The following is a 25,110-nucleotide window of genomic DNA, read 5'->3' as shown; positions in this document are numbered from 1 at the left end:
GCACGGGGTTCTTGCGCGTGGAGGCGAAACCCGCGAAGGTGGTAGCATCCCGTACGGTGCGATGGCTCCGGGGACTGTGGGAGTACTATCGAGGGTACACGAAGACCGCCGTCCACACAGCGGCGGGCGCCGCACTCGCGGTCTTCGGACTGCTGATCTTCGTCGATCCGCTCTTCGCCGCGGTGGCGATCGTCTCGTACGTCCTCCCACCGGTTGTCCTCTACGTTCTCGACGCCGACGTCGGCCGCGAGTCCAGTTTCACGGGCCCAAGTCGTCAACGGACAGATCCTGGCGGGACCTCGATCCGGGATTCGGATGGCGACACCGACAGCCACAACGGCGACACCGATTCCGATAGCGACGGAGGAAACGGGTAGCTGGCGAAGCAGCGGTCTCGAGCGGGGGAGTCGCGCGTCGATCACTCCGGTATCGCTGGGTTCCCCCCGGTCGGAGCCGACAGGTCGCGTCGGCGGGGCGTGAAAACGCCGCTACACCGACCCGACGGCCGAAACGACGCCCTCCGAGCCGACCGTGAGCCGGCGGTCCTCGCCGGCCGACGCCGACTCGAAGACCGATCGATCGACCGGTTCGTAGTCCCGTAGCTGGTCGGTGCCGTGCTCTCCGAGCAGGAAGAACGTCGCGTCGTCCGGATCGATCCCGCTCGTCTCGACGGCCGCCGCGACGTCCCTGATCGAACCGTCGGTAGTCGAAGCGATCACCGCCTCCCCGTCGGGGTCGAGGACCCGTTTCTCGGTGATGCGGCCGACACGATCGATTCGCGAGACGCTCAGGAGTTCGGACTGATCGTGTAGGAGGAGGTGAAACCGCACCCCGTCGTCGGGGAGCACCCGGTTGAACACCGCCCTCGGGACGGCGTAGGTGACGACATCACCGGGGTCTTCCGGCAGGCCGGTCGGCTCCGTGTGTTCGATCCGGACGCTGTACTCGATCGGGCCGCGATCCGTCCGAACCGTCGTTTCCGCCTCCTCGCTCAGTACCGCCCGTTCGCGTTCGACGAGGTCCGAGAGGGGCGAGTCGATCTCGAGACGCTCCGCGTCGTGATCGAGGAGCGTCTCGGAACCGGCCTCGACCCGGCGGGCGAGGACGACCCCGCCGGGCGTCGGGAGCGGGTGGGAGGCCGTACACCCGGCGATCGAGGGCAGCGCGACGGAGCCGACGAGCCCGCCGAACGTTCGTCGGTTCATCCGCTCACTTCCGGGAGGGAGAACGTGTACTTTTTGGGTTCTGATCGGTCGGGATCAGAACGCCTCCAGCGGGAACTCGCCGACCTCACCGACCCCCGAGAGCGTCGCGTTCACGACGGCGCCGAGGGTGAGGACGATGGCGGCGGCGTAGAGCGCGGTGAGGACGACGATGATCCCGCTGAGCACGCCGTAGAGCGCGTACTGGCCGGCGTTCGTGGCGTAGAACTGCACGCCGATCTGGAGCAACGTCCAGCCCGCTGCGGCCGTTCCGGCGCCGGGGATCGCCCCGAGTGGGGAGGTGACCACGCGGGAGGGGACGTAGTAGAGCGGGAGGAACGCGACCGTGAGCAGCGCGAAGAGGACGAGCGGGGCGAAGAGCGCGGTCGCGGGCGAGAACGGCCCGAGCGGGACGATCGAGAGCACCGCGACGACGAGGCTGGTCGCGACGGTGGCGACCGCGGCGAGGCCGAGCGAGGCGAGGACGACCGTCGCGTCGCGGAGCTGTGCGAGGAGCGAGCGGTCGTCGGCGTTCTCGACGCGTTCGAGCGCGTCGAGGAAGGCGACGGCGGCGTTCGCCCCGCTCCAGGCGAGGACGCCGATCGCGAGCGCCGCGGCTCCGGTTCGGCCGGAGGCGGCGACGACGGCCTCGCCGACGAGCCTGCGGGCGTCGGGCGTGAGGTACTGTGGAGTGAACTCGTCGATCGCGTCGAGGACGTCGGGGCCGAGCACCGCGGTCCCGACGGCAACCACCAGCAAGAACAGCGGCACGACCGAGACGAAGCCGTAGTAGGCGATGGCGGCGGCCGGGTACTTCACCTCCTGGTCCGTCGCCTCGCGGGCGACGACGAGCACGAACGATCCCAGCGAGGCGAGACGGCCCACGGCTCGCTCAGCGGCCGTCGAGGGTGATGTAGCGGACCGAGATGATCCGCTCGTCGTCCACGAGGCGGCCGAGGACGTCGTCGGGGACGGCTTCGTCGAGGTCGTAGACGGTGAGTGCCTCCCCGCCGATCGCCTCGCGGGCGTTGAACATCCCCGCGATGTTGATGCCCGCGTCGCCGAGGACGGTCCCGATGAGGCCGATCACGCCGGGCTGGTCGACGTTTCGGGCGATCAGCATGTGTCCGTACGGGATCGCGTCGACGCGGTAGCCGTCGATCCGGACGATCCGCGGCTCGTCGCCGGCGAACAGCGTCCCGCTCACGTCGACGGAGTCGTCGCCGTCGCCGACGGTGACGGTGATCATGCTCCGGAAGTCCTCGGTCTGGCGCGTCGTCGTCTCGGTGACGTCGACGCCGCGTTCGTCGGCGATGCGCGGGGCGTTCACCGCGTTCACCTGCCACTCCAGCGGGGTGAAGACGCCCTTCAGCGCGCTCGCGGTGACGAAGTCGAGGTCCTCCTCGGCGATCTCGCCCTCGTACCGGACGTCGACGGACTCGATCCGCCCGTCCAGGAGCTGCGTGGCGATCGTCCCCGCGGTCTCGGCGAGGTCGACGTAGGGGGCGACCCGGGGGAACGCGCTCTCGTCGATCGAGGGGGCGTTGAGCGCGTTCACGACCGGCTCGCCGGCGAACGCCGCCAGCACCTGTTTCGCCGTGCTCGTCGCCACGTTCTCCTGGGCGGCCTCGGTGCTCGCGCCGAGGTGTGGGGTGACGATCACGTTCTCGACCGAGAGCAGTGGGCTCTCCGGCGAGAGCGGTTCCTCCGCGAAGACGTCGAGCGCCGCGCCGGCGAGCGTGCCGTCCTCCACTGCACGGGCGAGCGCCGCCTCGTCGACGACCCCGCCGCGGGCGCAGTTGACGAGGTAGCCGCCCTCGAGGAGGTCGAGTTCGGCTGTGGAGATCATCCCCTCCGTCTCGGGGGTGAGCGGGGTGTGGACGGTGAGGAAGTCCGCACGCCGGAGACACTCCTCGAGGTCGAGGAGTTCGGCGCCGAGCTGGTCGGCGCGCTCCTCGGCGATGTAGGGGTCGAACGCGACGATCTCCATCCCGAGGCTCCGGAGGCGTTTGGCGACCTCCTGGCCGACCCGCCCGAGGCCGACGACGCCGAGGGTGGCCCCGTTCAGCTCCGATCCGAGGAACTCGCTTTTCGCCCACTCGCCGGCGCGCAGCCGGACGTGTGCCTGCGGGATCGAACGGGCGGCGGCGAAGGCCATCGCCACGGTGTGTTCGGCCGCGGCACGGACGTTTCCTTCCGGTGCGTTCGCGACGATCACGCCGTGGTCGGTCGCCGCCTCGACGTCGATGTTGTCGACGCCGATGCCCGCCCGACCGACGATCACGAGGTCGGTCGCGGCGAACACCGCCTCGCCGACCTCGGTTCCGGAGCGGACGATCAGCGCGTCGGCGTCGGCGAGCGCCTCGACCAGCGCCTCGCCGCCGTCGATCTCGTACGCCGTCTCGACCTCGTGGCCGGCTCCGCGCAACACGTCCAGACCCGCCTCGGCGATCGGGTCGGTGACGAGAACCTTCATGGGCGGAGCAATCCACGGAGTGGGGTTAACGCTTTCTTCATCGCGGGGGCTGCCGGGTGGCGAACGGATTTCACACTCCTCTCCGATCGGTGACCATGAGCGCACAGGACGCAGTCGAGGTCGGAACGGAGCTCCGAGAGACCGTCTACGAGGTGGCGCACGAGCTCTGGGAGCACCCCGAACTCGGTCTCGAAGAACACGAGTCGGCCCGACTGCTCTCCGATATTCTCGAGGAGGAGGGGTTCTCGGTCGAACGCGGCGTCGTCGGCCTGCCGACCGCGTTCGTCGCGGAGTACGGTTCCGGAACACCCGTAATCGGGATCCTCGGCGAGTACGACGCCCTCCCGGAGATGTCACAGGCCGTCTCCGCGCGGAAGGAACCGATCGAGCCGGGCGCGGCCGGCCACGGCTGCGGGCACAACCTCTTCGCCGCGGGCAGTCTGGGGGGCGCGATCGGCGCGAAGCGGGCGGTGGAGGAAGCGGGGATCGAGGGGAGGGTCCGGTTCTACGGGACGCCCGCCGAGGAACTCGGCGTCGGCAAGGTCTACATGGCTCGCGAGGGGCTGTTCGACGACCTCTCGGCCGCGATCAGCTGGCACCCCGGCTGGCTCGCTTCCGCGACCCGCGGGAGCTGTCTCGCGGTGGACTCACTGCACGTCATCTACGAGGGGACCGCTTCGCACGCCGCCGCGGTCCCGGAGGCGGGCAGGAGCGGGCTCGATGCGCTCCACCTGTTCGACACCGGGATCGAGTTCATGCGCGAGCACGTCCCGGACTCCGCGCGGATCCACTACGCCGTCACCGGCGGCGGGGGCGCGCCGAACGTCGTCCCGGCGGAGGCGAGCGGGCTCTACTACGTCAGGGCGGAGAGCCGAGAGGAGGTCGGTCGGCTCACCGAGTGGATCGAGGACGCCGCCCGTGGCGCGGCGATGATGACGCAGACCGAGGTGGACGTCGACCTCGTCAACAGCATGTACGGGCTGCTGCCGAACGAGACGCTGGCGGACCGGGTAGAGGACGTGATGACGTCGGTCGGTTCCGTGGGATTCGACGAGGCCGACCACGCGTTCGCCGATGAGCTCCAGTCGACGCTCGATCCGGAGACGGTGGAGAACGGGATCGCCGCGCAGGGACTCGATCGGGAGGTCGAAACGAGACTTCGCGAACGGGCGCTGGCGGACGAGCCGGTACGGACCGAGGGCGAGGAGAGGGTCGGGCCGTACTCGACGGACGTCGGGGACGTGAGCTGGGTCGTCCCGACGGCACAGTTCAGGGCGCCGACCTGGCCGGTCGGCACGCCCGCGCACAGCTGGCAGGCGGTCGCCGCTGGCGGCGACTTCGGCAGGGAGGCGGCGGTCTACGCTGCCCGCGTCGTCGCCGCGACGGCGGTCGACCTGCTCTCGGACCCGGCGACGCTCGCGGCCGCCCGCGAGGAGTTCGAGGAACGTCGGGGTGAGACTGAGTACGAGACGGCGATGACCGGGACGCCGCCGGCGGACCGCTCGGAGCTGCCGTACTGAGATCGGTCGTCTCGGGCCAGCTGTGACGGGATATCACGTGTTTCGCAACGGTTAATACCTCAGGAGGAGATCTGTACCTTCGACTACTTCCCTCGCTGACACGGCCGGTACGATCCGACCCTGCCATCCCCGGAATCGTAGCAAAGAGACATCTATGGCACAGAACCTCATAAACACGATACTCGACGCACTGAACTACCCGCGTCGGCCCGAACACGCAGTGCGGACGATCGCGATCGGCGGCGCTCTCACGCTCTTGAGCCTGCTCGTCCTTCCCGCAGTCCTCCTCACGGGATACACAGTGCGCGTCCTTGGAGGCGGCGCGGTGGGCGACGATGAACTCCCGCGATTCGACGCGTGGGGGCAGCTCGCTACTGACGGTCTGAAAGCGATCGCCGTCGTCCTCGCCTACGTCGGAATCCCCTACGCCCTGCTGTTCGCGGCGGCGTTCGGGATCGGCGAGGCGGCCGGCTGGGCCGCGTTCGCCCCGATCGTGATGGGCGGACTAGCGCTCGTCGCGCTGGGGGTCTACGCGATCCCCGCAGCGCTGACGATCTACGCGACCGCCGGCAGACTGGGTGCCGCCTTCGAGGTCGCGGCACTCAGACCCATCCTGCTCGACGGCCGGTACGTCGCTGGCTGGGTCCGAGCCGGGATCGTCCTCGGTGCCGGGACGTTCCTCGCGACGATGATGAACGTCATTCCCGTCGCCGGGACGCTCGCGAGCGTCTTCGTGATGTTCTACGTCTCGGTCGCGGCAGCCCGGCTGTTCGGTCAGGCCGTCGGTGAGACCCGTACGATCGACGTCGTGGCCGACGAGAGCCCCGTCGAACCCCCGGTCGCCCGACCCGCCGACTGATCCGCGACACGAACTCCTCCCTTCTTCGAGATCACGACCGACCAGACCACGCGACGCTTTTCGAGGACGCTCTCGCGCACGGCCGGAGGACCAGAAACCCGAACAGCAAAGCCACCGGAACCGAAACGGTCTGTAATGAGCCTCGTCGCCTTCGATTTCGACGGGACGCTCTCCGAGTCGGAGATGACGGTCCTCCTGGGCGAGCGGGAGGGCGTCGCCGACGAGATGGCCGAGATCACGAACCGGGCGATGAACGACGAGATCGGCTACGCCGAGAGCCTGCGCGAGCGGGCGGCGCTGCTCGCCGGCCTCCCCGAGTCGGAGGCCGAAGCCGCCTACGACCGCGTCGTCCTCCGGGAGGACGCGGCGGAGGTGCTCCGCGCGCTCTCCGAGGCGGACGTTCCGACGGCGATCCTGACCGGCGGCTTCGAACGGGGCGTCGAGCGCGCGCTCGCCAGCGAGGGCGTCTCGGTGGACAGGATCGTCGCGAACCGGCTGCCGGTAGACGGGGGGGAGCTCACCGGCGAGGTCGAGGGCCCGCTGATCGAGGGAACGAAGGACGACGCGCTTCGCGAGGTCGCCGCGGAGTTCGAAATCCCGATGGAGGAGACGGTCGCAGTCGGCGACGGGGCGAACGACCTCCCGATGCTGCGCGTCGCCGGCCTCTCGATCGGGTTCGAACCGAAACCCGCCGTCGAACCCCACTGCGGCGTCGTCGTGGAGTCGATGCCCGAACTACTCTCGCTGTTCGAGGTGCGGGGCGTCCTGTAGTACCGAGGACCGAGGTCAGTCCGAGAAGAGGCTCGTGTGGACCGGTGCGTACTCGGCCGTCGAGCTCTCGACGGTATCAGTCACGGATCGACCGCGGACGCCGTCGGCGAGGAAGTCGGCGATCGGCGGGCCGACCTTCTCCGGCTCGACGAGGAAGGCGTCGTGGCCGTGGTCGGACTCGATCACGTGGTGTGCGACGGGCGAGTCGGTCTCCCGCAGCGCTTCCGCGAGCGTCTCGGCCTGCTCGGTCGTAAAGTGCCAGTCGCCGGTGAAAGAGAGGACGAGCGTCTCGCCGGTGAAGGCGGCGAGCGCGTCGGCGTCGTCCTCGTAGCCGGCGGCGAGGTCGTAGTTGTCCATCGCGCGCGTGAGGTAGAGATACGAGTTCGCGTCGAAGCGGTCGACGAACTTGGTGGCCTGGTAGTCGAGGTACGACTCGACGTCGCGGTACGGGAAGAAGTTCGCCGCCGAGTCGGCGGGAAACGCGTCTCGCAGCGCGTCGCGGCCGGCCGCGCGCCGGCCGAACTTCGCCTCCATCGACGACTTCGAGAGGTACATCAGGTGGCCGAGCTGGCGCGCGAGCGCGAGGCCGTCCTCCGGGTGCTCGTCGCCGTAGTACTCCCCGCCGTTCCAGTTCGCGTCGGAGGTGATCGCCCGGCGGGCGACCGCGTTCAGCCCGAGACACTGCGCGTCGAGGCGAGCGGCGGTCGCCACCGGGATCAGCCGGCGGACGTCGTCCGGGTAGCGTTTCCCCCACTCGAGGACGTTCATCCCGCCGACGCTCCCCCCGACGACGGCGTGCAGCCGACCGACGCCGAGGTGGTCGAGCAGCAGGCGCTGTGCGCGCGTCCAGTCCGCGACCGTCACCGGCGGGAACTCGGTACCGAAGGGCTCGCCCGTCTCCGGATCCTCGCTCTCCGGCCCCGAGGAGCCGTAACAGGAGCCGGGGACGTTCGCACAGACGACGTAGTACCTCCCCGTGTCGATCGCCTTCCCCGGCCCGACCACGTCCGACCACCAGCCGGTCGCCTGGTCCCGCGGGCTCCGCGCGGCGACCTGCTGGCTGCCGGTGAGCGCGTGACAAACCAGGACTGCGTTGTCGCCGTCGAACTCGCCGTAGGCCTCGTAAGCGATCTCCAGGTCGGAAAGCGACTCGCCACACTCGAAGGTGAACTCGCCGAGCGAGACGGTCTCGGCCTCGTGAGCTGTCATCGTACCCCCGCCGCCCGGTCGATCGCCCGCTCCAGATCCTCCAGGATGTCCTCCGGATCCTCGATCCCGACCGAGAGCCGGATCATGTCGGGCGTGACGCCGCTCGCGCGCTGTTCGTCCTCCGAGAGCTGTGCATGGGTCGTGCTCGCCGGGTGGATGACGAGCGTCTTCGCGTCGCCGATGTTCGCGAGGAAGCTCGCCAGCTCGACCGACTCGCAGAAGCGACGGCCGGCGTCGTACCCCCCGCCGGACGACGTCCCACGAGCGGACGGGTCGGACCCGTCGGCGCCCTCGAGCCCGAACGCGATCATCCCCCCGAAATCCGAGAGGTATCGTCGGGCGTTCTCGTGGGTCGGGTGGTCCTCGAGACCCGGATACGTGACCCACGCCACGTCGGGGTGATCGGCGAGGTACTCCGCGACGATCCGGGCGTTCTCGCAGTGGCGGTCCATCCGAAGCGGGAACGACTCGATCCCCTGTGCCGTGACCCAGGCGTCGAACGGCGACTGACACCCCCCGAGCGCGCGCAGCGACCGGAACCGGGCGGCGGCGGCGACCGGCGCGTCGGGGAAGTCGCGGCTGAAGTCCGTGTCCGGGTAGGCGGGGTTCTCGCCTGCGAGTTCGGGATACCGCTCCGGGTCCCACTCGAATCCTCCGGAATCGATCAGCGCGCCCCCGACGGTCGTCCCGGAGCCGTGGAGCCACTTCGTCGTCGACTCCCAGACGAGATCCGCCCCGTGTTCGGTCGGCCGGCAGAGGTGCGGCGTGGCGAACGTGTTGTCGACGAACAGCGGCGTATCGTTCCGATGAGCGATCTCCGCGATCCGTTCGAGATCCGGCGTGACCAGCGCCGGGTTACCGATCGTCTCGCAGTGGACGAACGCGGTGTCGGTGTCGATCGCTGCCTCGTACTCGTCGTACTCCAGCGGGTCGACGAACCGGGGTTCGATCCCTCGCTTCGTGGCGACGTGGTTCAGGTAGGCGGTCGTACCGCCGTAGATCGCGGAGGAGGTCACGACGTTCGACCCCTGTCGACAGAGCACGAGACAGGCGGCGTCGAATGCGGCCATCCCCGAGGCGGTGACGACGGCGTCGGCCCCGCCTTCGAGCGACGCGAGGCGGCGTTCGAGCGCTCTCACGGTCGGGTTGCCCAGCCGGGAGTAGACGTCACCGGGTTCGCGTAGCGCGTAGCGGGCGGCCGCACGGTCGGCGCTCTCGAACCGGTAGGAGGTGGTCTGGTAGATCGGCGGCGCTCGCGCGCCCGTCGTGGGGTCGGCCTCGCTCCCCTCGTGGACACTCCGCGTGGACGGCCCCCAGTCGGTCATGTATGTGGTGCATATAGCCCGGTGGAGATATAACCAGCAATAACGGCAATTCTCGCTCGTTCACTCCAGCTCGGCGTCGACGCCCGTCTGGAGGCCGCCGAACGGCTCGTACTCGGCGACGAGCGCCGTCTCGGGTACGTCGGCGACCGATGCGCCCGCGCGGACGCGGCGCCAGCGCGAGAGTTGGCGCGGGAGCCCGGAGACGGCGGCGAGCGCCGAGAGCCCGAGGGCCGTCGAGAGGAGCAACGGGAGGGTGACCGTTCGGAGCGCCTCGACGGCGCCGAGACCGAGACCGGCGATCGCGATCACGAGCAGCAGGACCGAGAGGGTGACCAGCGGTGCCTTCCTCGCGTTCGTCCGTCGGTTCGCGCGGAGCCACGCGGCGTAGCTGGCGACGAGGCGAGCGTCGAACTCGGGCCCGGAGAGGCCGTCCTCGATCGTCCGGTCGAGCGCGTCGGGTCCGAGCCCGCCGTACCGACTGGTGGCGGTGTAGAGCAGGCCGGCGAGCGCTGCCGAGAGCGTGAGGGCGAGAAACCCCGCGAGCGTGTAGGCGTTGGCGAACCCGGCGGTGGCGTCCCCGTCGAAACCCGCCGGAACGGCGAGCGCGGTGAAGACGAGCGTCGCGAGCGCGACGTTCACCTGGAGTATCGAGTGCGCCTTCGAATCGATCGCGTCGAGCGTCGCGAGCTGGCCGTCGAGAGCCCTGCTACCCTCCTCCCCGAGCCGGGCGAGCAGCTCCTCAGAAACGTCGTCCATCGACCGTACGTTCAGGTCGAGAGGTATTACACTTACACCTCACGCTGGTGAGTTAAGCCCCTCGCGGCCCTCGGTCGTGCATGGACGTCCCGCGCGAGGTCAGAGAGCGACTCGAGGCGCTCCCGCACGTGATCGGCACCTGTATCGGAAAGCGCCGCGAGCAGGGTTGCAAGACGGACGAGACCTGTCTGGTCGTGCTCGTGAAGGAGAAGGTCCCCGACGCACAGCTCGATCCGGACGACCGGATCCCGGAGACGATCGACCTCGACGGCGTAACGGTACGGACCGACGTCCAGCAGGTCGGCGACGTGACGGTCCAGGCCGTCGTCGAGGAACGCGACAGACAGGGGCGTCTCAGGCCCGCACCCGGCGGCGTTTCGGGCGGACACCCCGAGATCACCACGGGGACGATGGGTTCCACGGCGTTAGAGACCGAGGGCGGCGAGACGGTCGTGCTCACCAACGCCCACGTCGCCGCCCCGGTGGAGGTCGCCGAGGAGGGTGACGCGTTCCTCCAGCCCGGCGTCGCGGACGGCGGGGACGAGGGAGACGCGATCGGCGAACTCGTCGGGTGGAGCGAGGTGAGAGAGGACGAGCCGAACGAGTCCGACAGCGCGCTCGTCGCGATCGACCCCGGCGATATCGACGACGAGATCCTCGGCGTGGGGGCGCTCGTCGGCTGGACGGAGGCGGACATCGACGAGGACGAGGAGTTCACCAAGGGCGGCCGGACGACGGGCGTGACGACGGGCGACCTCCGCGGCGTCGACGGCCGGATCGAGGTCGGCGGCTTCTTCGATCGGCCAGTCACGTTCGAGGGCCTCGATATCTACGGCCCGTTGAGCGCCGGCGGCGACTCGGGCAGCCTCATCGGCGTGCTGGAAGGTGAGGGGTTTCGCGCCGCGAGCCTGCTGTTCGCCGGGAGCGACGAGGCGACGCTCGGCGTCCCGATGCGAACGGTCGAAGAGGTCCACGGCGAGTTGACCCCCGTCGAGAGGGGCGACGGGAACGGCGGGGAGGACGACGGCCCGGGTGACGATCCTGACGAACTCGTCGAACGGGTCCGGGCGCGCCTCGAATCGGCGTTCGATGAGGGGGCCGTGACCGAGGGCGAGGGGGTCGCGTTCCGGGTCGCCGCCTGGCCGGTGGGGTTGGCCGTCGCGGTCGCCGAGGGGGACGTCGACGAGGCCGTCGGCCGGGCGGCGGCCGCCGCGATCGACGGCGTCGTTCCGGTCGTCGTCACCGAAGGTAGCGAGCTGGAGACACGCGCGGGCGTGCAGGTCGTCCCGATCGAGTAGCGCTCGAGAGAACACACGAATTATCCCCGCCCGGTGACTACTTCGGACGTGGTCTCCGTGTCGCGGACGAGTCGCGATCGAGCCGTCCTCGCGAGCGTCATCTTCGCCGTCCTGCTCGCGCAGGTGCTGCTCTACCCCGGCATCGCCGAGATCGTCGCCGCGCTCGGTGCGAGTACCGACCTCGACCCGAGTATGTGGTTCCTGGTGAGCGAGTTCGCTGGCTTCGTCCTCTTCGCCGGGCTCTGGGGGGCGCTCTCCGATCGCGTCGAGAGGAGGGTGCCGTTCGTCGCGATCGGCGCGCTGGGCGGGGCGGCTGGCTACCTCCTGCTCGCGCTGCTCCCGCCCGCCGGCGTCGAACTCGGGTTCACGAGCGTGCTCGTCGTCCGGTTCGTCCAGGGTGCGTTCACGATCGCCGCGTTCTCGCTCGCGATCACGATGCTGATGGACCTCCCGGGCGGGAGGGGTGCGAACATGGGAGCAGCCGGCCTCGCGATCGGCCTCGGCACCGCGAGCGGCGCACCGGTCGGCGGTCAACTCGCCTCGCTCACCCCGCTCGCCCCGCTGCTCGCTGCCGGCGTCCTCTTGCTCGCGGTCGTTCCGCTGCTCGCGCTGGTCACCGATCGAGCGCCAGCCTCCCGGCGGAGTGGCGTTCGGGAGGTCCTCGCCGGGCTCTCGCGAACACCGACGCTCGCGCTCCCCTACACGTTCGGCTTCGTCGACCGGCTGACCGCGGGCTTCTTCTCGCTCACCGGCGTGTTCTACTTCCGGGAGGTGTTCGGGCTGGACCCCGCCGAGACGGGGGTCGTCCTGGCGCTCTTCTTCGTCCCCTTCGCGCTGTTGCAGTTCCCGATGGGGATACTCTCGGACCGGATCGGCCGGACGATCCCGATCGTCGTTGGCTCGGTCTGCTACGGCGGCGCGATCGCGTTCGTCGGCCTCGCCCCCTCCCTCGTGCTGGCGGGCGCCGGGATGGTCCTCGTGGGGGTCCTCGGCGCGTTCATGGCCCCCGCGACGATGGCGCTCGTCACCGACCTCGCGGACGACGACGAGCGCGGCACCGCGATGGCCGGCTTCAACGTCGCGGGCAGCCTCGGCTTCCTCACCGGCTTTCTCGTGGGGGGAACCGTGGCAGGTACGTTCGGCTACCTCACCGCCTTTCTCGTCGTCGCCGCGATGGAGGCGCTGATCGCGCTCGTCGCCGTCCCCCTGTTCCTCCGGATCGATCTGCCGATCGAGCCGTCGTTCCAGCCCGAGCGATAGGTCGATACGAACCGAACCGTAGCGAGGGCGATGGCAATCGACCGCGAAGCGGAGCTGCGAGCCCGGTTCACCGGTACGGTCGCCGGGAGCTTCGCGGTCGCTGTCGACTCGCGGGGAACAACCACCTGCACTGTCTGTAGTCGGACCCTCGGTGCCGACGACCGGGTGCGTGCGGCCTGTCTGGAGTACGAGGGCCACACCTGGGAACTGCTGGACATGGCCTGTCCCGATCAGTTGGGAGAGGCCGTTCGCGAGACGATGGGCGTCCGGGCGGCCGAGCAGGCGGTGATCGAGGCGACGCTCGAACCGACCGGCTACCACGACCCGTTCGGCGAGTTCCACCCCGACGTGCTCACCCTCGGTGCCGTGGCGATCCTCGACCACAGTCCGGCTTCCGCCGGCTACGAGTGAGTCCGGGTCGGTCCGTCCCGTGGGTCACCTCGACTAGAACGGTCCGACGGGAGGGTTCAGAACAGCAACACCGAGAGCACCTGGACGGTCGCGGCGGTGAAGACAACGGCGAGGCCGATCAGGGTGATCAGGTAGGTCCGACCCTCGGGAACCGAGCGCGTCTCCGGGTCGGATCGCCACACCTGTACGACCGCCGTGAGCGCCATGCCGAACCCGCCGACGAGGAGCAAGAACGCGCCGATTCCCGGATCCCCCGAGAGGACGTGGAGGAGTCCCCACGTCCCGACGAGGATCCCCGCGGCGGTCACCGTGCCCTGGTAGGTGAGATACCGGTCCATACCGAACCGTGCTATCGCTTCGTCATAAGTCGTCGGTCCGAACACTCAGAGCGCCACCGATACAGTCCGGAGTGTCACCCCGAGAACCGCGAGGACCGCCCCGAGGACGACGATTCGGTACGTCCACTGATCGGGGACCGACCCGGTAGTTCGATCGGACCTCGCGACTTCGTAAACGGCGGCCAGCACTATCCCGACGCCGCTGATCGTCACGAGTACGGCCCCGATGCTCACCTCTCCAGCGAGAACGCCCGACACGCCCATCCATCCGAGCGAAACGCCGATGACGGCGAACGCGCCGTAGAAGACGAGATACCTGTTCATGGACGGAGATAATACCGGGAAAGAATATGTCGCTCGGCCGGCTGATAAGGACGGTTGTAACTGATTTCCAGTGATCGTCAGTACGGGTCGGCGACTACCGGAAAGAGGCCCCAACCGTCCTTACGAGCACCTCTCCTCTGCCCAGAAATGGGCCGGGTAGTTCGGGCGGCGAACGACAGACGAACTGAGGGGACGACGGTCACTCTCGACGACGGACCGGTGGCCCCGGACTCCACAGGACCGGGCGGAGTGCCTCGGCCGCAGAGGCAGGGACGACCCTCTCCGGTGTCGACGACCTCTCTCCCGCATGGACCGACCGCCACGGAACGTCGAGAACGCGATCGAGCAGGGAATGGAGGCGTACTTCACGACGGAGGGTGCGCTATCGCTGCTCCAGGCGATCGACTGGGAGGCCGTCCTCTTCGGCATCGAGAGCGACACGCCCGTCGACTACGAGCGGGTGGGCGAGGTCACCGGGCAGTTCGTCGGTCGGCTCGTCGTCCGTCGGACGATCGGGCAGGTCACTCCCGGCGGGATGGCCGAACAGACCCTCGGCTACACGGTGGGTGGGCTGATCGGGAAGACGGCAGTCAGGGCTGTGAGCGACCAGGAGCTCGGGCTGGCCGCCGAACGAGCGGTGCGGCGGGTCGTGGAGGGGAGGGCACCCACCGACGAGCGCGACCGCACGGTGATAGACATCGAGGGTCCGGACGACGAGGAGGAGTGATCAGCGTCCGAGTTCGGCTTCGGCCGCGGCGAGTCCCGCCTCGACGTCGGCGTCGAGTCCCACGTCCGTGACCGCCTCGCCGACGGTTCGCACCCCTCGGAGGACCTGGTCGGGGGTGAGCCGGCCCATGTTGCTGACCCGGAAGATCTCTCCCCCCAGGTGCGCCTGTCCGCCGCTGATCGAGACGTTCCGCTCGCTCACCGCGTCGAAGAACTCGGTCGGGCGCTCTCTCACCGACTCGGGGAGTGCGGTCGCCGTCACGGTGTTCGATCGGGCCGTCTCGCCCCGGGCGTCCGGGAACCCGTCGAGACCCATCGCGGCGAAGCCCTGCCGGAACGCCTCGGCCTGCCGGCGGTGGCGTTCGATTCGAGCGGGGAGTCCCTCGTCGGTGATCTCCTCGACGGCAACCGCGAGCGCGCGAAAGAGCGGGACGGCGCTGGTAAAGGGCGTCTGGTGGTCCGCGGCCTTCCGGAGGTGCCACTCGAGGTCCGCGTAGAACGGCGCGCTCTCGCCGTGGGCAGCCTCGGCCGCCCGCTCCGTGACGTACATCGCGCTCACGCCGGGCGGCGCAGCGAGCGCCTTCTGAGAGTCGGTGATCGCGACGTCGACGTTCCAGTCGTCGACGCAGAAGACGTCGCCACCGATCGAGGTAACCCCGTCGACGACGAACAGCGCGCCGGCCTCGCGGGCCAGCTCGCCGACCGCAGAGACGGGGTTGAGGAGCCCCGTAGAGGTCTCGTTGTGGACCATCGTGACGACGTCGGTCTCCCGGCCGATGGCCTCCGAGACCGCGTCCAGATCGAACGAGTCACCCCAGTCGACCTCGACCCGGGTGACCGAGCAGTAGCGGTCGGCGATCCGGGCGAACCGGCGGCCGAACTTCCCGTTGGCGAGGGCGACGAGCTCGCTCTCCGGCTCGACGAGGTTCGCCACGGCCATCTCCATCCCCATCGTTGCCGTTCCGTTGAGGATCAGGCTGGTGCCGTCGCTCGCGGTCGACCGTCCCGAGAGCGTCGAGCGGGTGAAGACCTCGTCCAGGCCGCTCTGTACGCGCTCGTAGACCCTCCCGAACGCCGCCGAACGGTGTGAGACCATCGGTTCGGCCATCGCCTCGCGGACCGCCCCGCTCACCGGGACGGGCCCCGGGTTCAACAGAAGGAACTCCTCGTCCATGTGCTCGCATACCCCCGAGACGGGTTAAACGGGACGGATCGGACCGAACGCTGCGAACCGGAGCTAGACGACTGGTCGGTACGCCGTACCGTCGACGACGATGCGTCCGTCGCCGTGAACCGTCGTCTCCATCCCGTCGTGGACGAACCGAAGGGTCACCTCCCCCGGCCCCGCGACGAGTCGTTCGACGGCGTCGACGTCGATGTGCGCCCCAATCGGCGAGATCTCGGTCGGTTCGCACTCCGCCTCCGAGGCGATCGCCCGCACGATCGCCTCCGTTATCGATTCGGTCCCAGACTGCCGTCCACCTCGTGCCAGCGTACTCATGTGCCTCTGGTAGACCAACCAACGTACAGGCTCTTATCTGTCGGGATCTTTCGGATTGACGAGACGGAATGTGTGAAACGATTTGGCACGGACTAAGCCGACCGAGCCCGGATTCACCCCCCAGATCGGATCGGGTAATCGACATCTATCGGCGAAACGGTTGGCGAGAGAGAAGGTCCGGCGACTGACAACGGCCCGTTTTTCACCCGCGCCCGAGTAGGTCGGACGATGAGCGTCGATCCGCCCGCGGACAACCCCTACGTCGAGGCACCGGACACCGAGTTCGACTCGCTCGACGGCCTCTCCGCGGAGGAGGCGAGAGCGCAGGCACAGCGGCTCCGTGCGGCGATCCGCTACCACGATCACCGCTACTACGTCGAGAACGACCCGGTTATCGCCGACCGGAGCTACGACGCGCTCCTCGCCCGCCTGGTCGACCTCGAAGAGCGCTTCGACCTCGAGAGGGCGGGGAGCCCGACCACACGCGTCGGCGACGAGCCGCTCGACGAACTCGGTGACGTCGAGCACGTCGCCCCGATGCTCTCGATCGACCAGGGCGGCGACGCGGAGGACGTACGGGCGTTCGACGAGCGGATGCGGCGAGAGCTTTCTGTACCCGAAGTCGAGTACGTCTGCGAGCCGAAGTTCGACGGCATCTCGATCGAGGTGGTCTACGAGGGCGGGGAGTACCTCCGGGCGGCGACGAGGGGCGACGGCTACGAGGGCGACGACGTCACCGAGAACGTCCGTACCGTTCGGTCGATTCCGGACCGGCTCTACGGCGAGTACCCCGAGTTCCTCGCGGTGCGTGGGGAGCTGTTCATGCCGAAAGAGGAGTTTCGGACGTACAACCGCGAACGGATCGAGGATGGCGACGAGCCGTTCGCGAACCCGAGAAACGCCACCGCGGGGACGATCCGTCAGCTCGACCCCTCGGTAGTGGCCGCGCGCCCGCTCGACTGTTTCTTCTTCGAGGTGCTGGAGTCGAGCGAGCCGTGGGAGAGCCGATGGGCCGAGCACGAGGCGCTGCCCGACTTCGGCCTGAAGGTGAACCGCGAGCTCACCGAACGGGTGACGGGGGTCGAGGCGGCGATCGAGTACAGGCACCGCCTGCTCGACCGGCGGGACGAACTCGACTACGAGATCGACGGGATCGTCGTGAAGGTGAACGATCGTGAGGCGCGCGAGGAGCTGGGCGCGACCTCGCGTGCGTACCGGTGGGCGTTCGCCTACAAGTTCCCCGCACGGAACGAGGAGACGCCGATCGGCGAGATCGCGGTGCAGGTCGGGAGGACCGGGCGGCTGACCCCCGTCGCGCTGCTCGATCCCGTCGACGTCGGCGGGGTGACCGTCTCGCGCGCGAGCCTCCACAACCCGGACGAGATCGAGGCGATGGGCGTGAACGTCGGCGACGTGGTCCGGATCGAGCGTGCAGGCGACGTGATCCCGTACGTCGCGGAGGTGATCGAGAAACGCTCGGATGGCCACTACGAGTTTCCGGAACACTGCCCGGTCTGTGAGAGCCCGGTCGAGCGCGACGGCCCGATCGCCTACTGTACCGGAGGCCTCGCCTGCCCCGCACAGCTCCGACGCTCCGTCGAGTACTACGCAAGCGACGACGGCCTCGACATCGAGGGGTTGGGAGAAGAACGGGTCGACCAGCTGATCGACGCGGGGCTCGTCTCCGAACTCCCGGACCTCTACCGGCTGGAGAAGACGGATCTCGAAGAGCTGGAGGGCTGGGGCGAGACGAGCGCGGAAAACCTGCTCGCCGAGATAGGGGCCTCGAAATCGCCGACGCTCACGGCGTTTCTCTCGGCGATCGGCATCCCCCACGTCGGCCGGACGACCGCGCGCGAACTCGCCGTGGCGTTCGGCTCGCTCGACGCGGTCGTCGAAGCGAGCGTGGACGATCTCAAAGCCGTGGACGACGTCGGTCCGATCGTCGCCGAACACGTTCGGGAGTTCTTCGACTCGCCGGAGAACGAGCGCGTGCTCGCCGAACTCCGCGACCTCGGCGTCGTGCCCGTCGCGGAGGCCGCGGAAGACAAGACCGGCGACGCCCTCGACGGGCTGACGCTCGTCTTCACCGGCTCGCTTCCCGACATGACCCGCGACGAGGCGGCGGAGATCGTCGAACGCGAGGGTGGGTCGGTGACCGGTACCGTCTCCGGGAACACCGACTACCTCGTCGTGGGCGATGGCGCGGGCGATCGAAAGCGCGAAGAGGCCGACGAGCGGGGCGTCGAGACGATCGATCCCGAGGGGTTTCTGCGACTCCTCGACGAGCGCGGGGTCAGTGTCGATGAGGAGCAAGGATCGGGAACCCGAGAACCCGCCGACGATGGCGGGTTTAACGAGAGCTTAGACCGGTTCGTCGAGGCCGACGAGGGTTAATCGACTCCGAGTGAAGCGGGCCGGTCCACGAATCCGTCGTATTGGGTATAAAAATCGAGTCGTGTTCAGGCGACGGTCGGGTTCGTCGGGTGGAAGACGCCCGCCGGGTTCCCGCGGTGGACCCACGCGTGGAGCGCGGTGATACCCGCAGGAGGGACGAACTCCCATCCCTCTTCCTCCGAGACCTTCAGGTTCCGGCTCACGCCCTCGTCGCTGAAGTAGTCAGCGGCGGCCCCTTGAGTTCCTAGGTGTGCATACTCGACAGCACCGAGTCGGAGGTCGCCGTCACGAGCCGTATCATGTGGCGTCCCTGGGCCGGGGCGATAGTTCCCGGTAGTGTAGTAAACGAGAATCGGTGGCTCCGTGATGTCTACCGCTTGGTGTTGGTCCGCAGCGACGAGCATCGGATTGACCGCGTGAAATCCCATATTCAGAACGTACGGGGCTATGTCGTACCCAGCCGATCGAGCCAGATCGACGTCACGGTACTTCCGTGTCGCGGCTCTGACTGCGTTGAGCTCCTCCGAAAGCTGGTCGCTTCGCGCGCTGGCGGGGACCGCCAGCGAGAGCCCGACGAGCCCCATCGCGGTCCCACGTAACACACCTCGCCTCGTTATCGGTTCTAGTGACATGATATCACTGCCGATAGGGTATGTTACGATTAATAATAAGCTATCTCTCATATCGATCGTCTCATTCGCCGGTAAGAACAGTCGGTGGTGGTGTCGGCGGTAACGCACCGATCACGCCGGGAAATATGATCGATCGGGCTCGGCGGGTAGATGTCGTCTACCTGGTTACCGTCGGAGTGGTTCTGCGGAACGCTCCGTCGTGAGAGGGAGGAGAGCAGAAACGATCGAGGTAGTTCTGGACGGTCGAGGTGTCCCCGAATCCCTCTGCGAACGGTCAGTCGATCGAGGGCGTTCGGTTCCGATCGCTGATATATCTACGGGCTACGGTTCAGAGGTCTTCCTCGCGGAAGACGAGGAACCCGACGAGCGGGAAGGCGACGACCCAGACGACCAGCGCGAGTAGTACGGCGAAATCGGAGTAGTAGGCGGGGAGCGTCTCGAACGTCTCGGCGAAGCGTAACTGGTGGTCGAAGGTCGCGAGCGCGTCGATCCGGGCGACGTAGGTGGGGTCCTCGCCGCCGGTGAACGCCTCGGTGTAGGAGATCGAGCCGACGAGCGAGCGGTAAGCCTCGATCGGGTTCGCGAGCGCGAGCACCATCTGGAGGTGCATCAGCGTCCCGTCGCCGACGGGGGCGTACTCGCCGAGCAGTTCGTTCAGCCCGGAGAGAAACGAGTTCCAGAGCACGGCGAAGAGCACGTAGATCCCGACGGTGCCGACCATCGCTTGCTTGCCCGTCCGGGCCGCGGCGGAGATCCCCACGGCGATGGCGACGAAGACGACGCCGAGCAGCGCGGTGAGTAGCGCGAACTGGACGTACGTGCCGGCTCTGAGTTCGAGCGTCGAGATCACGACGACGAGCGCCGAGAGCACCGTCGCGATGAGGATCGGGACGACGATCACCCCGCCGCGACCGAGCAGTTTCCCGGCGACGACGTCCGCCCGGGAGTGCGGGAGCGAGAGCAGCAGTTTGAGCGTCCCCGAGTCGCGCTCGCCCGCGATCGCGGCGTAGGCGATCACGATGGCGATGATCGGGACGAACGGCGCCGCGACCAGCAACAGGACTTGGACGAGGAGGTCGGAGGTGAGGACCGCCGCCGCCTCCGGATCGGTCGCGCTCTGTGCACCCGCGCCGATCCCCTCCGCGAGGAAGTAGACCGGGAGGGTGAAGATCAGGATGAACAGCCCGGAGAGCACCCAGAGCCAGGCCGACCGGATCGCGTCCGAGAAGTCCTTCCGGGCGATCGCGTGCCAGGTCATGCTCTGACCTCGGCCTCGGTACTTTCGGGTTCGTCGGTCGTGTACGCGGCGAACAGCGATTCGAGCGACGCTTCCTCGGTCTCGAAGTCCGAGACGGTCGCGCCCTCCGCTTCGAGCGTCGTCAACACCCGCGTCTTCGCGCCGTCCTCGCAGGAGACACGCAGCCCCGACCCGTTCGCCTCGACCGAGGAGACCCCCGAGAGCGCCCGTACGGCCGATAGCGCCCCATCGGGCCGATCCGAGAGCGTGATCGAGAGCGTCGACTCGGTCTCGACCGCGTCGCGCAGCCCCTCGATCGTGTCGAGGGCGACGAGTTCGCCCGCACGGAGGATCGCCACCCGGTCACAGACCGCTTCGACCTGCCCGAGGACGTGCGAGGAGAAGAAGACGGTCGCGCCGCGCTCTACCTCGTCTCTCACTATCTCTCGCATCTCCATCGCGCCGTTCGGGTCGAGTCCCGTCGAGGGTTCGTCGAGGATGAGGAGGTCGGGCTCGCCGACGAGCGCCATCGCGAACGCGAGGCGCTGGGCCATCCCCTTCGAGTAGCCGCCGGCCTTCCGGTCGCCCTCGCCGTCGAGGCCGACCCGGGCGAGCAACTCCTCGGGGTCGTCGTCGATCTCCTTCGACTCGATGGCGAACTCGACGTGCTTTCGCCCGGTGAGCCGGTCGTAGACGTCGAACCCCTCGGGGAGAACGCCCGTCCGACGGCGGACGGCGACGCTCTCTCGCTGTGCGTCGTGGCCGAGCACCGAGATCGCTCCCTCGGTCGGGCGAACGAAGTCGAGGATCATATCGATCGTCGTGGTCTTCCCCGCGCCGTTCGGCCCCAGGAACCCGAACACCTCGCCCTCCTCCACCGAGAGCGAGAGGTCGTCCACCGCGAGGACGCTCCCGAACCGTTTACTCACCGAGTCGAGTTCGATCGCGGTCATCGTCGGCCGCTAGTCCAAGCGTCGATATATGCCTTCGGGAGCCGCGAGTCGGCGTCAGATCGCCTCGTCCGGACCGTGTCGCGCCCTCACTCGGTCCACCTCCGCCGCGTACCGCTCTCTCAGCTCCTCCTCGTCGACCGGCCGGAGCCGCTCCTCGCTCGTGTCGGTCGCGGCCGTCACCTCGTCGACGAGCGCCGCAGATCGCTCTCGTCGCAGGTGTCGCGAGCCGTCGGGCGTCGCGTAGACCAGCCTGAGCAGTCCACGGTCGTCGTACTCGCGTTCGACCAGCCAGCACCGGATCGTCTCGGTCATGGACCGACTTCGCCCTCGACCGGGATGTAACCCGGCGGTTCCCGACCCAGGCGGCGACCGACGGCGCCACGTTCAAATCCAGCGAGGTGCTAGCCGCATCATGCACGCGGAGGGGGTCAGAGAGCGCGCCGCGGAGCTCCCGACCGAGCCCGGCGTCTACCGGTTTCTCGCCGGCGAGTCGGTGCTCTACGTCGGAAAGGCGGTCGACCTCCGAAGCAGAGTTCGCTCGTACGCCGACCCCCGTTCGGACAGGATTCGCCGGATGGTTCGGTCGGCGGAGACGATCGACGTCGCGCTCACGGACACCGAGACGCAGGCGCTGTTGCTCGAAGCCAACCTGATCAAGCGCCACGGTCCCCGGTACAACGTCCGGCTGAAGGACGACAAGTCCTACCCGATGGTCCAGTTCACCGCCCACCCCTTCCCCCGGATCGAGATCACCCGCGACCCGGAGGAGACCGCGACGGTGTTCGGGCCGTTCACCGAGAAACGGCGGGTCGAGACGGTCGTGAAGGCGCTTCGCGACCGGTTCGGGGTGCGCGGCTGTTCGGACCACAAGTACAGCGGGCGGTCGCGACCCTGTCTCGACCACGACGTCGGGATCTGTACCGCCCCCTGTGTCGGCTACATCGGCGAAGAGGAGTACGCGGCGGACGTCCGGGCGGCCGAACGGTTCTTCGAGGGGGAGACGGGCGTGCTCACGGGACCGCTTCGCGAGGAGATGGAGAACGCCGCCGAGGACCGGCAGTTCGAGCGGGCAGCGACCCTCAGGGACCGCCTCTCGGTGATCGAGTCGTTCCACGAGGGCCGCGGCGAGGCGATCGACTCCCCCACTCACCGCCGGACGACCGACGTCCTCGGCGTCTCGGTCGAGGGCGAGCGCGCGACGGTCGCACGGCTCCACGCCGAGGGCGGGAAGCTCGTCGAGCGCGACCACCACTCGCTCTCGGTCCCGGAGGGCGACGGCCACGGGCCGGTACTCGCGGCGTTCATCGTGCAGTACTACGCCGAGCGAGAGCTCCCCGACCGGATCTGCGTCCCGGAGGACCCGGCCGACCCGGACCTCGTCGCCTGGCTGGAGCGCGAGGGAGTCGACCTCACGGTGCCCGGAGTGGGTCGCGAGGCGGCGCTCGTCGACCTCGCGATCAAGAACGCACGGGTCGGCGGCGGCGGAGACGAACTCGCCGCACTCGCCGACGCACTCTCGATACCGCGACCAACCCGGATCGAGGGATTCGACGTGAGCCACGCCCAGGGGAGACACGCCGTCGGCAGCGACGTGCTGTTCGTCGACGGGCGTGCGGAGACGTCGGGCTACAGGAGGAAGAAGCTCGAGGACAGAAACGACGACTACGGCAACATGCGCGCGCTGGTCGCCTGGCGCGCGAGGCGAGCGATCGAGGGCCGCGACGATCGACCCGACCCCGACCTGCTCGTGATCGACGGTGGCGAGGGCCAGCTCGCGGCCGCCCGCGACGCCCTGGCGGAGGTCGGCTGGGACGTCCCCGTGGTCGCGCTCGCGAAGCGCGAGGAGCTGGTGATCACCCCGAACCGGGTCCACGACTGGGAGCGCGACGCCCCACAGCTCCACGTCCTCCAGCGGGTTCGTGACGAGGCCCACCGCTTCGCGGTCCAGTACCACCAGAGCCTCCGCGAGGATCTCTCGAGCGTGCTCGACGACGTCCCCGGGATCGGGCCTGCGACCAGGAAACGGCTGCTCAGGCGGTTCGGGAGCGTCGAAGGAGTGAGAGAAGCCTCGACGGAGGAGCTCCGCGAGGTCTCGGGCGTCGGCGAGACGACCGCCCGGACGATCGTCGAGCGCCTCTGATGGGGATCATCGGAGGAGCCGATACGTTCTGAGTTGCGAACCGGACGGCACCGGAGACGTGTGAGCCCACGAGGTCCGGACGGCTACGATGATCCCTCTGAATCCTCACAAACTGTTAAGATTAGTCGGTCGCTAGTCAGCCGCATGGACGACCGTCTCGCCTACCAGGCCGGCCAGTACAGCCGACAGCTCCGGCCGAAGACGATCGCCGTCGGGCTGTTCGTCATCGTCGCGACGCTACTCGTCACGAGCGGTCAGCTGGAGGCGTGGTCGCTCGCCGGCCTCCTCCTCCTCGGACTCGCCATCGTCACCGTCTCGAGCATGGTCGAGATCGTCGACGCCTACGAACAGCGCGCGCTGACGGTGTTCGGAGAGTACCGGAAACTGCTCGACCCGGGGATCCACTTCGTCCCCCCGTTCGTGAGCGCGACGCATCGCTTCGACAAACGGACCCAGACCATCGACGTCCCTCGCCAAGAGGCGATCACCCGCGACAACTCGCCGGTGACCGCCGACGCCGTCGTCTACATCCGGGTGATGGACGCGAAACGCGCCTACCTCGAGGTCGACGACTACCATCGCGCGGTCTCGAACCTCGCACAGACCACGCTCAGAGCGGTTTTAGGTGATATGGAACTCGACGAGACCCTCAGTCGGAGGGAGGAGATCAACCGCCGGATCCACACGGAGATCGACGAGCCGACCGACGAGTGGGGCGTGCGCGTCGAGGCGGTCGAGGTGCGCGAGGTCCAGCCCTCCCGCGACGTCCAGCGGGCGATGGAGCAACAGACCTCGGCGGAGCGAAAGCGGCGTGCGATGATCCTCGAGGCGCAGGGCGAACGCCGGAGCGCGATCGAGCGCGCGGAGGGTGACAAACAGTCGAACATCATCCGCGCGCAGGGCGAGAAACAGAGCCAGATCCTCGAGGCGCAGGGTGACGCGGTCTCGACAGTACTGAGAGCGAAGTCCGCCGAGTCGATGGGCGAGCGCGCGATCATCGAACGCGGCCTGCAGACGCTGAAGCGAATCGGGGAGGGCCCCTCGACGACGTTCGTCCTGCCCCAGGAGCTCACCTCGCTGGTGGGCCGATACGGCAAACACCTCTCGGGTAGCGACGTGAAACTGGATGAGGGGAGCCTGGAGAGCCTCGCGTTCGAGGACGACGTCCGCGAACTCCTCGGACTCGACGACCTCTCGGAGCTGACCGACTCAATGAGCGACATCGACCTGGAGGAGGCAGAACGCGGACGGGAGATCGAGGCCGAACTGGCAGAGGACGGTGGGGTCGAGACCGAGACGGAGTGAGGCCGCCGAAAGCTATTCTTCGCTCCCGTCGGTGGGGTTGCGCATGGAGGTCGTCCTGTTGCGACTGACGGTCAGACGGGGGCTGCCCCGGCTGGTCGCCGAACTGTTCGTCCGAGTGTTCCTCGCCGAGCAGGCGATCATGCGCCGCGGTGGAGCCCTCGGCCGCGGGCTTCGGGGTCTGCTCAACGAGAGCGTCGAGTCGGTGCTCCGCGAGGAGGGGATGTACACCGAGTCGGCCTTCCTCGACCGCAGTGGGGACCGACTCTCGGTGCTCTGGTACATGGAAGCCGAGGACGTCGGTTACGTCTACGAGGCGTTCATCGACTCCGATCACGCGGCGACCAGGGGGGAGCGGTTCCTCCAGTGGTTGTTCGAGGAGCCCGATCGGATCCTCTCGACCGACGTCGAGAGCGAGTACCCGCTCCTGTTACACGCCTGGAACCGCGAGCGGCCGTAGAGCTCTCCCGGTC

At 68.5% G+C, this 25,110-nt stretch carries 26 protein-coding genes; 12 read left to right on the top strand and 14 right to left on the bottom strand.

From position 1 onward, the window contains the following. The first annotated feature begins 38 nt into the window (after positions 1-38). Complete coding sequence (locus V2L32_RS04900) at positions 39-377, top strand: hypothetical protein (RefSeq protein WP_331235356.1); 339 nt, start codon at positions 39-41, stop codon at positions 375-377. 111 nt (positions 378-488) lie between these two features. On the opposite strand, the gene V2L32_RS04895 is transcribed toward V2L32_RS04900, so the two are convergent. The 3 genes from V2L32_RS04895 to serA are packed head-to-tail and all read right to left on the bottom strand — an operon-like array spanning position 489 to position 3,678. Then, a complete protein-coding gene (locus V2L32_RS04895) occupies positions 489-1,205 on the bottom strand; it encodes a hypothetical protein (RefSeq protein ID WP_331235355.1) in 717 nt (238 codons plus the stop codon). Positions 1,206-1,259: 54 nt separating this feature from the next. Continuing rightward, the gene (locus V2L32_RS04890; protein WP_331235354.1) at positions 1,260-2,087 is read right to left on the bottom strand and encodes a YihY/virulence factor BrkB family protein; all 828 of its coding nucleotides are present in this window, start codon (positions 2,085-2,087) and stop codon (positions 1,260-1,262) included. 7 nt (positions 2,088-2,094) lie between these two features. Beyond that, entirely contained in the window at positions 2,095-3,678 is a 1,584-nt protein-coding gene (gene serA, locus V2L32_RS04885; RefSeq protein ID WP_331235353.1) for a phosphoglycerate dehydrogenase, read from the bottom strand. 95 nt (positions 3,679-3,773) lie between these two features. Here serA and V2L32_RS04880 point away from each other — a divergent pair, with 95 nt between their 5' ends. The 3 genes from V2L32_RS04880 (at position 3,774) to serB (ending at position 6,828) form a co-directional block, all read left to right on the top strand. Next, a complete protein-coding gene (locus V2L32_RS04880) occupies positions 3,774-5,198 on the top strand; it encodes an amidohydrolase (protein WP_331235352.1) in 1,425 nt (474 codons plus the stop codon). A gap of 154 nt (positions 5,199-5,352) precedes the next feature. Then, positions 5,353-6,057, top strand: a complete 705-nt coding sequence (locus tag V2L32_RS04875; RefSeq protein WP_331235351.1) for a DUF4013 domain-containing protein — start codon at positions 5,353-5,355, stop codon at positions 6,055-6,057. Positions 6,058-6,192: 135 nt separating this feature from the next. Next, entirely contained in the window at positions 6,193-6,828 is a 636-nt protein-coding gene (gene serB, locus V2L32_RS04870) for a phosphoserine phosphatase SerB (RefSeq protein ID WP_331235350.1), read from the top strand. A gap of 15 nt (positions 6,829-6,843) precedes the next feature. Here the strand turns inward: serB and metX are convergent, their stop codons facing one another. From metX to V2L32_RS04855, 3 genes are read right to left on the bottom strand one after another with little or no spacing between them, the layout of a single operon-like run. After that, positions 6,844-8,037, bottom strand: coding sequence for a homoserine O-acetyltransferase MetX (metX, locus tag V2L32_RS04865; RefSeq protein WP_331235349.1), 1,194 nt, complete (start codon positions 8,035-8,037; stop codon positions 6,844-6,846). Then, complete coding sequence (locus V2L32_RS04860; protein ID WP_331235348.1) at positions 8,034-9,362, bottom strand: O-acetylhomoserine aminocarboxypropyltransferase/cysteine synthase family protein; 1,329 nt, start codon at positions 9,360-9,362, stop codon at positions 8,034-8,036. The genes metX and V2L32_RS04860 overlap by 4 nt, the downstream gene beginning before the upstream one ends. A gap of 60 nt (positions 9,363-9,422) precedes the next feature. Continuing rightward, the gene (locus V2L32_RS04855; protein WP_331235347.1) at positions 9,423-10,118 is read right to left on the bottom strand and encodes a hypothetical protein; all 696 of its coding nucleotides are present in this window, start codon (positions 10,116-10,118) and stop codon (positions 9,423-9,425) included. A gap of 80 nt (positions 10,119-10,198) precedes the next feature. On the opposite strand from V2L32_RS04855, the gene V2L32_RS04850 reads away from it, so the two are divergent. Genes V2L32_RS04850 through V2L32_RS04840 form a run of 3 tightly spaced genes read left to right on the top strand, consistent with a single transcriptional unit; the run spans position 10,199 to position 13,087 of the window. Then, positions 10,199-11,416, top strand: a complete 1,218-nt coding sequence (locus V2L32_RS04850) for a hypothetical protein (protein ID WP_331235346.1) — start codon at positions 10,199-10,201, stop codon at positions 11,414-11,416. Positions 11,417-11,473: 57 nt separating this feature from the next. After that, positions 11,474-12,676 carry an MFS transporter gene (locus V2L32_RS04845; protein WP_409348426.1) on the top strand — a complete coding sequence of 401 codons (1,203 nt, stop codon included), beginning with the start codon at positions 11,474-11,476 and terminating at the stop codon, positions 12,674-12,676. Positions 12,677-12,706: 30 nt separating this feature from the next. Continuing rightward, complete coding sequence (locus tag V2L32_RS04840) at positions 12,707-13,087, top strand: hypothetical protein (RefSeq protein ID WP_331235344.1); 381 nt, start codon at positions 12,707-12,709, stop codon at positions 13,085-13,087. Positions 13,088-13,143: 56 nt separating this feature from the next. Here the strand turns inward: V2L32_RS04840 and V2L32_RS04835 are convergent, their stop codons facing one another. Next, the gene (locus tag V2L32_RS04835; protein ID WP_331235343.1) at positions 13,144-13,425 is read right to left on the bottom strand and encodes a hypothetical protein; all 282 of its coding nucleotides are present in this window, start codon (positions 13,423-13,425) and stop codon (positions 13,144-13,146) included. 45 nt (positions 13,426-13,470) lie between these two features. Next, positions 13,471-13,749, bottom strand: coding sequence for a hypothetical protein (locus tag V2L32_RS04830; protein ID WP_331235342.1), 279 nt, complete (start codon positions 13,747-13,749; stop codon positions 13,471-13,473). Between the two features lie 307 nt (positions 13,750-14,056). Between V2L32_RS04830 and V2L32_RS04825 the strand changes: the two genes are divergently transcribed. Continuing rightward, positions 14,057-14,476, top strand: a complete 420-nt coding sequence (locus tag V2L32_RS04825; protein WP_331235341.1) for a hypothetical protein — start codon at positions 14,057-14,059, stop codon at positions 14,474-14,476. On the opposite strand, the gene V2L32_RS04820 is transcribed toward V2L32_RS04825, so the two are convergent. Further along, positions 14,477-15,649 carry a pyridoxal-phosphate-dependent aminotransferase family protein gene (locus tag V2L32_RS04820; RefSeq protein ID WP_331235340.1) on the bottom strand — a complete coding sequence of 391 codons (1,173 nt, stop codon included), beginning with the start codon at positions 15,647-15,649 and terminating at the stop codon, positions 14,477-14,479. A gap of 63 nt (positions 15,650-15,712) precedes the next feature. Further along, positions 15,713-15,976 carry a HalOD1 output domain-containing protein gene (locus tag V2L32_RS04815; RefSeq protein ID WP_331235339.1) on the bottom strand — a complete coding sequence of 88 codons (264 nt, stop codon included), beginning with the start codon at positions 15,974-15,976 and terminating at the stop codon, positions 15,713-15,715. 228 nt (positions 15,977-16,204) lie between these two features. Between V2L32_RS04815 and ligA the strand changes: the two genes are divergently transcribed. Next, complete coding sequence (gene ligA / locus V2L32_RS04810; RefSeq protein WP_331235338.1) at positions 16,205-18,373, top strand: NAD-dependent DNA ligase LigA; 2,169 nt, start codon at positions 16,205-16,207, stop codon at positions 18,371-18,373. 65 nt (positions 18,374-18,438) lie between these two features. On the opposite strand, the gene V2L32_RS04805 is transcribed toward ligA, so the two are convergent. The 4 genes from V2L32_RS04805 to V2L32_RS04790 all read right to left on the bottom strand — a co-directional run bounded on the left by V2L32_RS04805 (position 18,439) and on the right by V2L32_RS04790 (position 21,507). After that, a complete protein-coding gene (locus tag V2L32_RS04805; protein ID WP_331235337.1) occupies positions 18,439-18,957 on the bottom strand; it encodes a hypothetical protein in 519 nt (172 codons plus the stop codon). Between the two features lie 376 nt (positions 18,958-19,333). Next, a complete protein-coding gene (locus V2L32_RS04800) occupies positions 19,334-20,263 on the bottom strand; it encodes an ABC transporter permease subunit (protein WP_331235336.1) in 930 nt (309 codons plus the stop codon). Further along, entirely contained in the window at positions 20,260-21,195 is a 936-nt protein-coding gene (locus V2L32_RS04795) for an ABC transporter ATP-binding protein (protein WP_331235335.1), read from the bottom strand. Before V2L32_RS04795 ends, V2L32_RS04800 begins: the two co-directional genes overlap by 4 nt. A gap of 54 nt (positions 21,196-21,249) precedes the next feature. After that, complete coding sequence (locus V2L32_RS04790; protein ID WP_331235334.1) at positions 21,250-21,507, bottom strand: hypothetical protein; 258 nt, start codon at positions 21,505-21,507, stop codon at positions 21,250-21,252. Between the two features lie 100 nt (positions 21,508-21,607). Here V2L32_RS04790 and V2L32_RS04785 point away from each other — a divergent pair, with 100 nt between their 5' ends. The 3 genes from V2L32_RS04785 (at position 21,608) to V2L32_RS04775 (ending at position 25,097) form a co-directional block, all read left to right on the top strand. Continuing rightward, positions 21,608-23,335: an excinuclease ABC subunit C gene (locus V2L32_RS04785; protein ID WP_331235333.1), complete on the top strand. Its 1,728-nt coding sequence runs from the start codon at positions 21,608-21,610 to the stop codon at positions 23,333-23,335. Between the two features lie 321 nt (positions 23,336-23,656). Then, positions 23,657-24,640, top strand: coding sequence for an SPFH domain-containing protein (locus tag V2L32_RS04780; protein ID WP_331236585.1), 984 nt, complete (start codon positions 23,657-23,659; stop codon positions 24,638-24,640). Between the two features lie 43 nt (positions 24,641-24,683). Then, positions 24,684-25,097: a DUF6176 family protein gene (locus V2L32_RS04775; protein WP_331235332.1), complete on the top strand. Its 414-nt coding sequence runs from the start codon at positions 24,684-24,686 to the stop codon at positions 25,095-25,097. Positions 25,098-25,110 lie beyond the last annotated feature (13 nt).

Source organism: Halalkalicoccus sp. CGA53 (assembly GCF_036429475.1).
GTDB lineage: Archaea > Halobacteriota > Halobacteria > Halobacteriales > Halalkalicoccaceae > Natronorarus > Natronorarus salvus.
Note: the sequence above shows the minus strand (reverse complement) of the source record. Positions and strands in the feature narration are given on the sequence as shown.

Excerpts from the sequence above, each read along its gene's own strand:
- V2L32_RS04820 (WP_331235340.1), bottom strand. The coding sequence starts at position 15,649 with ATGGACGAGGAGTTCCTTCTGTTGAACCCGGGGCCCGTCCCGGTGAGC.
- V2L32_RS04805 (WP_331235337.1), bottom strand. The coding sequence starts at position 18,957 with ATGGGGCTCGTCGGGCTCTCGCTGGCGGTCCCCGCCAGCGCGCGAAGC.
- V2L32_RS04875 (WP_331235351.1), top strand. The coding sequence starts at position 5,353 with ATGGCACAGAACCTCATAAACACGATACTCGACGCACTGAACTACCCG.
- serA (WP_331235353.1), bottom strand. The coding sequence starts at position 3,678 with ATGAAGGTTCTCGTCACCGACCCGATCGCCGAGGCGGGTCTGGACGTG.
- V2L32_RS04800 (WP_331235336.1), bottom strand. The coding sequence starts at position 20,263 with ATGACCTGGCACGCGATCGCCCGGAAGGACTTCTCGGACGCGATCCGG.
- metX (WP_331235349.1), bottom strand. The coding sequence starts at position 8,037 with ATGACAGCTCACGAGGCCGAGACCGTCTCGCTCGGCGAGTTCACCTTC.
- V2L32_RS04795 (WP_331235335.1), bottom strand. The coding sequence starts at position 21,195 with ATGACCGCGATCGAACTCGACTCGGTGAGTAAACGGTTCGGGAGCGTC.
- V2L32_RS04790 (WP_331235334.1), bottom strand. The coding sequence starts at position 21,507 with ATGACCGAGACGATCCGGTGCTGGCTGGTCGAACGCGAGTACGACGAC.
- V2L32_RS04780 (WP_331236585.1), top strand. The coding sequence starts at position 23,657 with ATGGTCGAGATCGTCGACGCCTACGAACAGCGCGCGCTGACGGTGTTC.
- V2L32_RS04855 (WP_331235347.1), bottom strand. The coding sequence starts at position 10,118 with ATGGACGACGTTTCTGAGGAGCTGCTCGCCCGGCTCGGGGAGGAGGGT.
- V2L32_RS04835 (WP_331235343.1), bottom strand. The coding sequence starts at position 13,425 with ATGGACCGGTATCTCACCTACCAGGGCACGGTGACCGCCGCGGGGATC.
- ligA (WP_331235338.1), top strand. The coding sequence starts at position 16,205 with ATGAGCGTCGATCCGCCCGCGGACAACCCCTACGTCGAGGCACCGGAC.
- V2L32_RS04840 (WP_331235344.1), top strand. The coding sequence starts at position 12,707 with ATGGCAATCGACCGCGAAGCGGAGCTGCGAGCCCGGTTCACCGGTACG.
- V2L32_RS04850 (WP_331235346.1), top strand. The coding sequence starts at position 10,199 with ATGGACGTCCCGCGCGAGGTCAGAGAGCGACTCGAGGCGCTCCCGCAC.
- V2L32_RS04860 (WP_331235348.1), bottom strand. The coding sequence starts at position 9,362 with ATGACCGACTGGGGGCCGTCCACGCGGAGTGTCCACGAGGGGAGCGAG.
- V2L32_RS04830 (WP_331235342.1), bottom strand. The coding sequence starts at position 13,749 with ATGAACAGGTATCTCGTCTTCTACGGCGCGTTCGCCGTCATCGGCGTT.
- serB (WP_331235350.1), top strand. The coding sequence starts at position 6,193 with ATGAGCCTCGTCGCCTTCGATTTCGACGGGACGCTCTCCGAGTCGGAG.
- V2L32_RS04895 (WP_331235355.1), bottom strand. The coding sequence starts at position 1,205 with ATGAACCGACGAACGTTCGGCGGGCTCGTCGGCTCCGTCGCGCTGCCC.
- V2L32_RS04785 (WP_331235333.1), top strand. The coding sequence starts at position 21,608 with ATGCACGCGGAGGGGGTCAGAGAGCGCGCCGCGGAGCTCCCGACCGAG.
- V2L32_RS04775 (WP_331235332.1), top strand. The coding sequence starts at position 24,684 with ATGGAGGTCGTCCTGTTGCGACTGACGGTCAGACGGGGGCTGCCCCGG.
- V2L32_RS04815 (WP_331235339.1), bottom strand. The coding sequence starts at position 15,976 with ATGAGTACGCTGGCACGAGGTGGACGGCAGTCTGGGACCGAATCGATA.
- V2L32_RS04880 (WP_331235352.1), top strand. The coding sequence starts at position 3,774 with ATGAGCGCACAGGACGCAGTCGAGGTCGGAACGGAGCTCCGAGAGACC.
- V2L32_RS04825 (WP_331235341.1), top strand. The coding sequence starts at position 14,057 with ATGGACCGACCGCCACGGAACGTCGAGAACGCGATCGAGCAGGGAATG.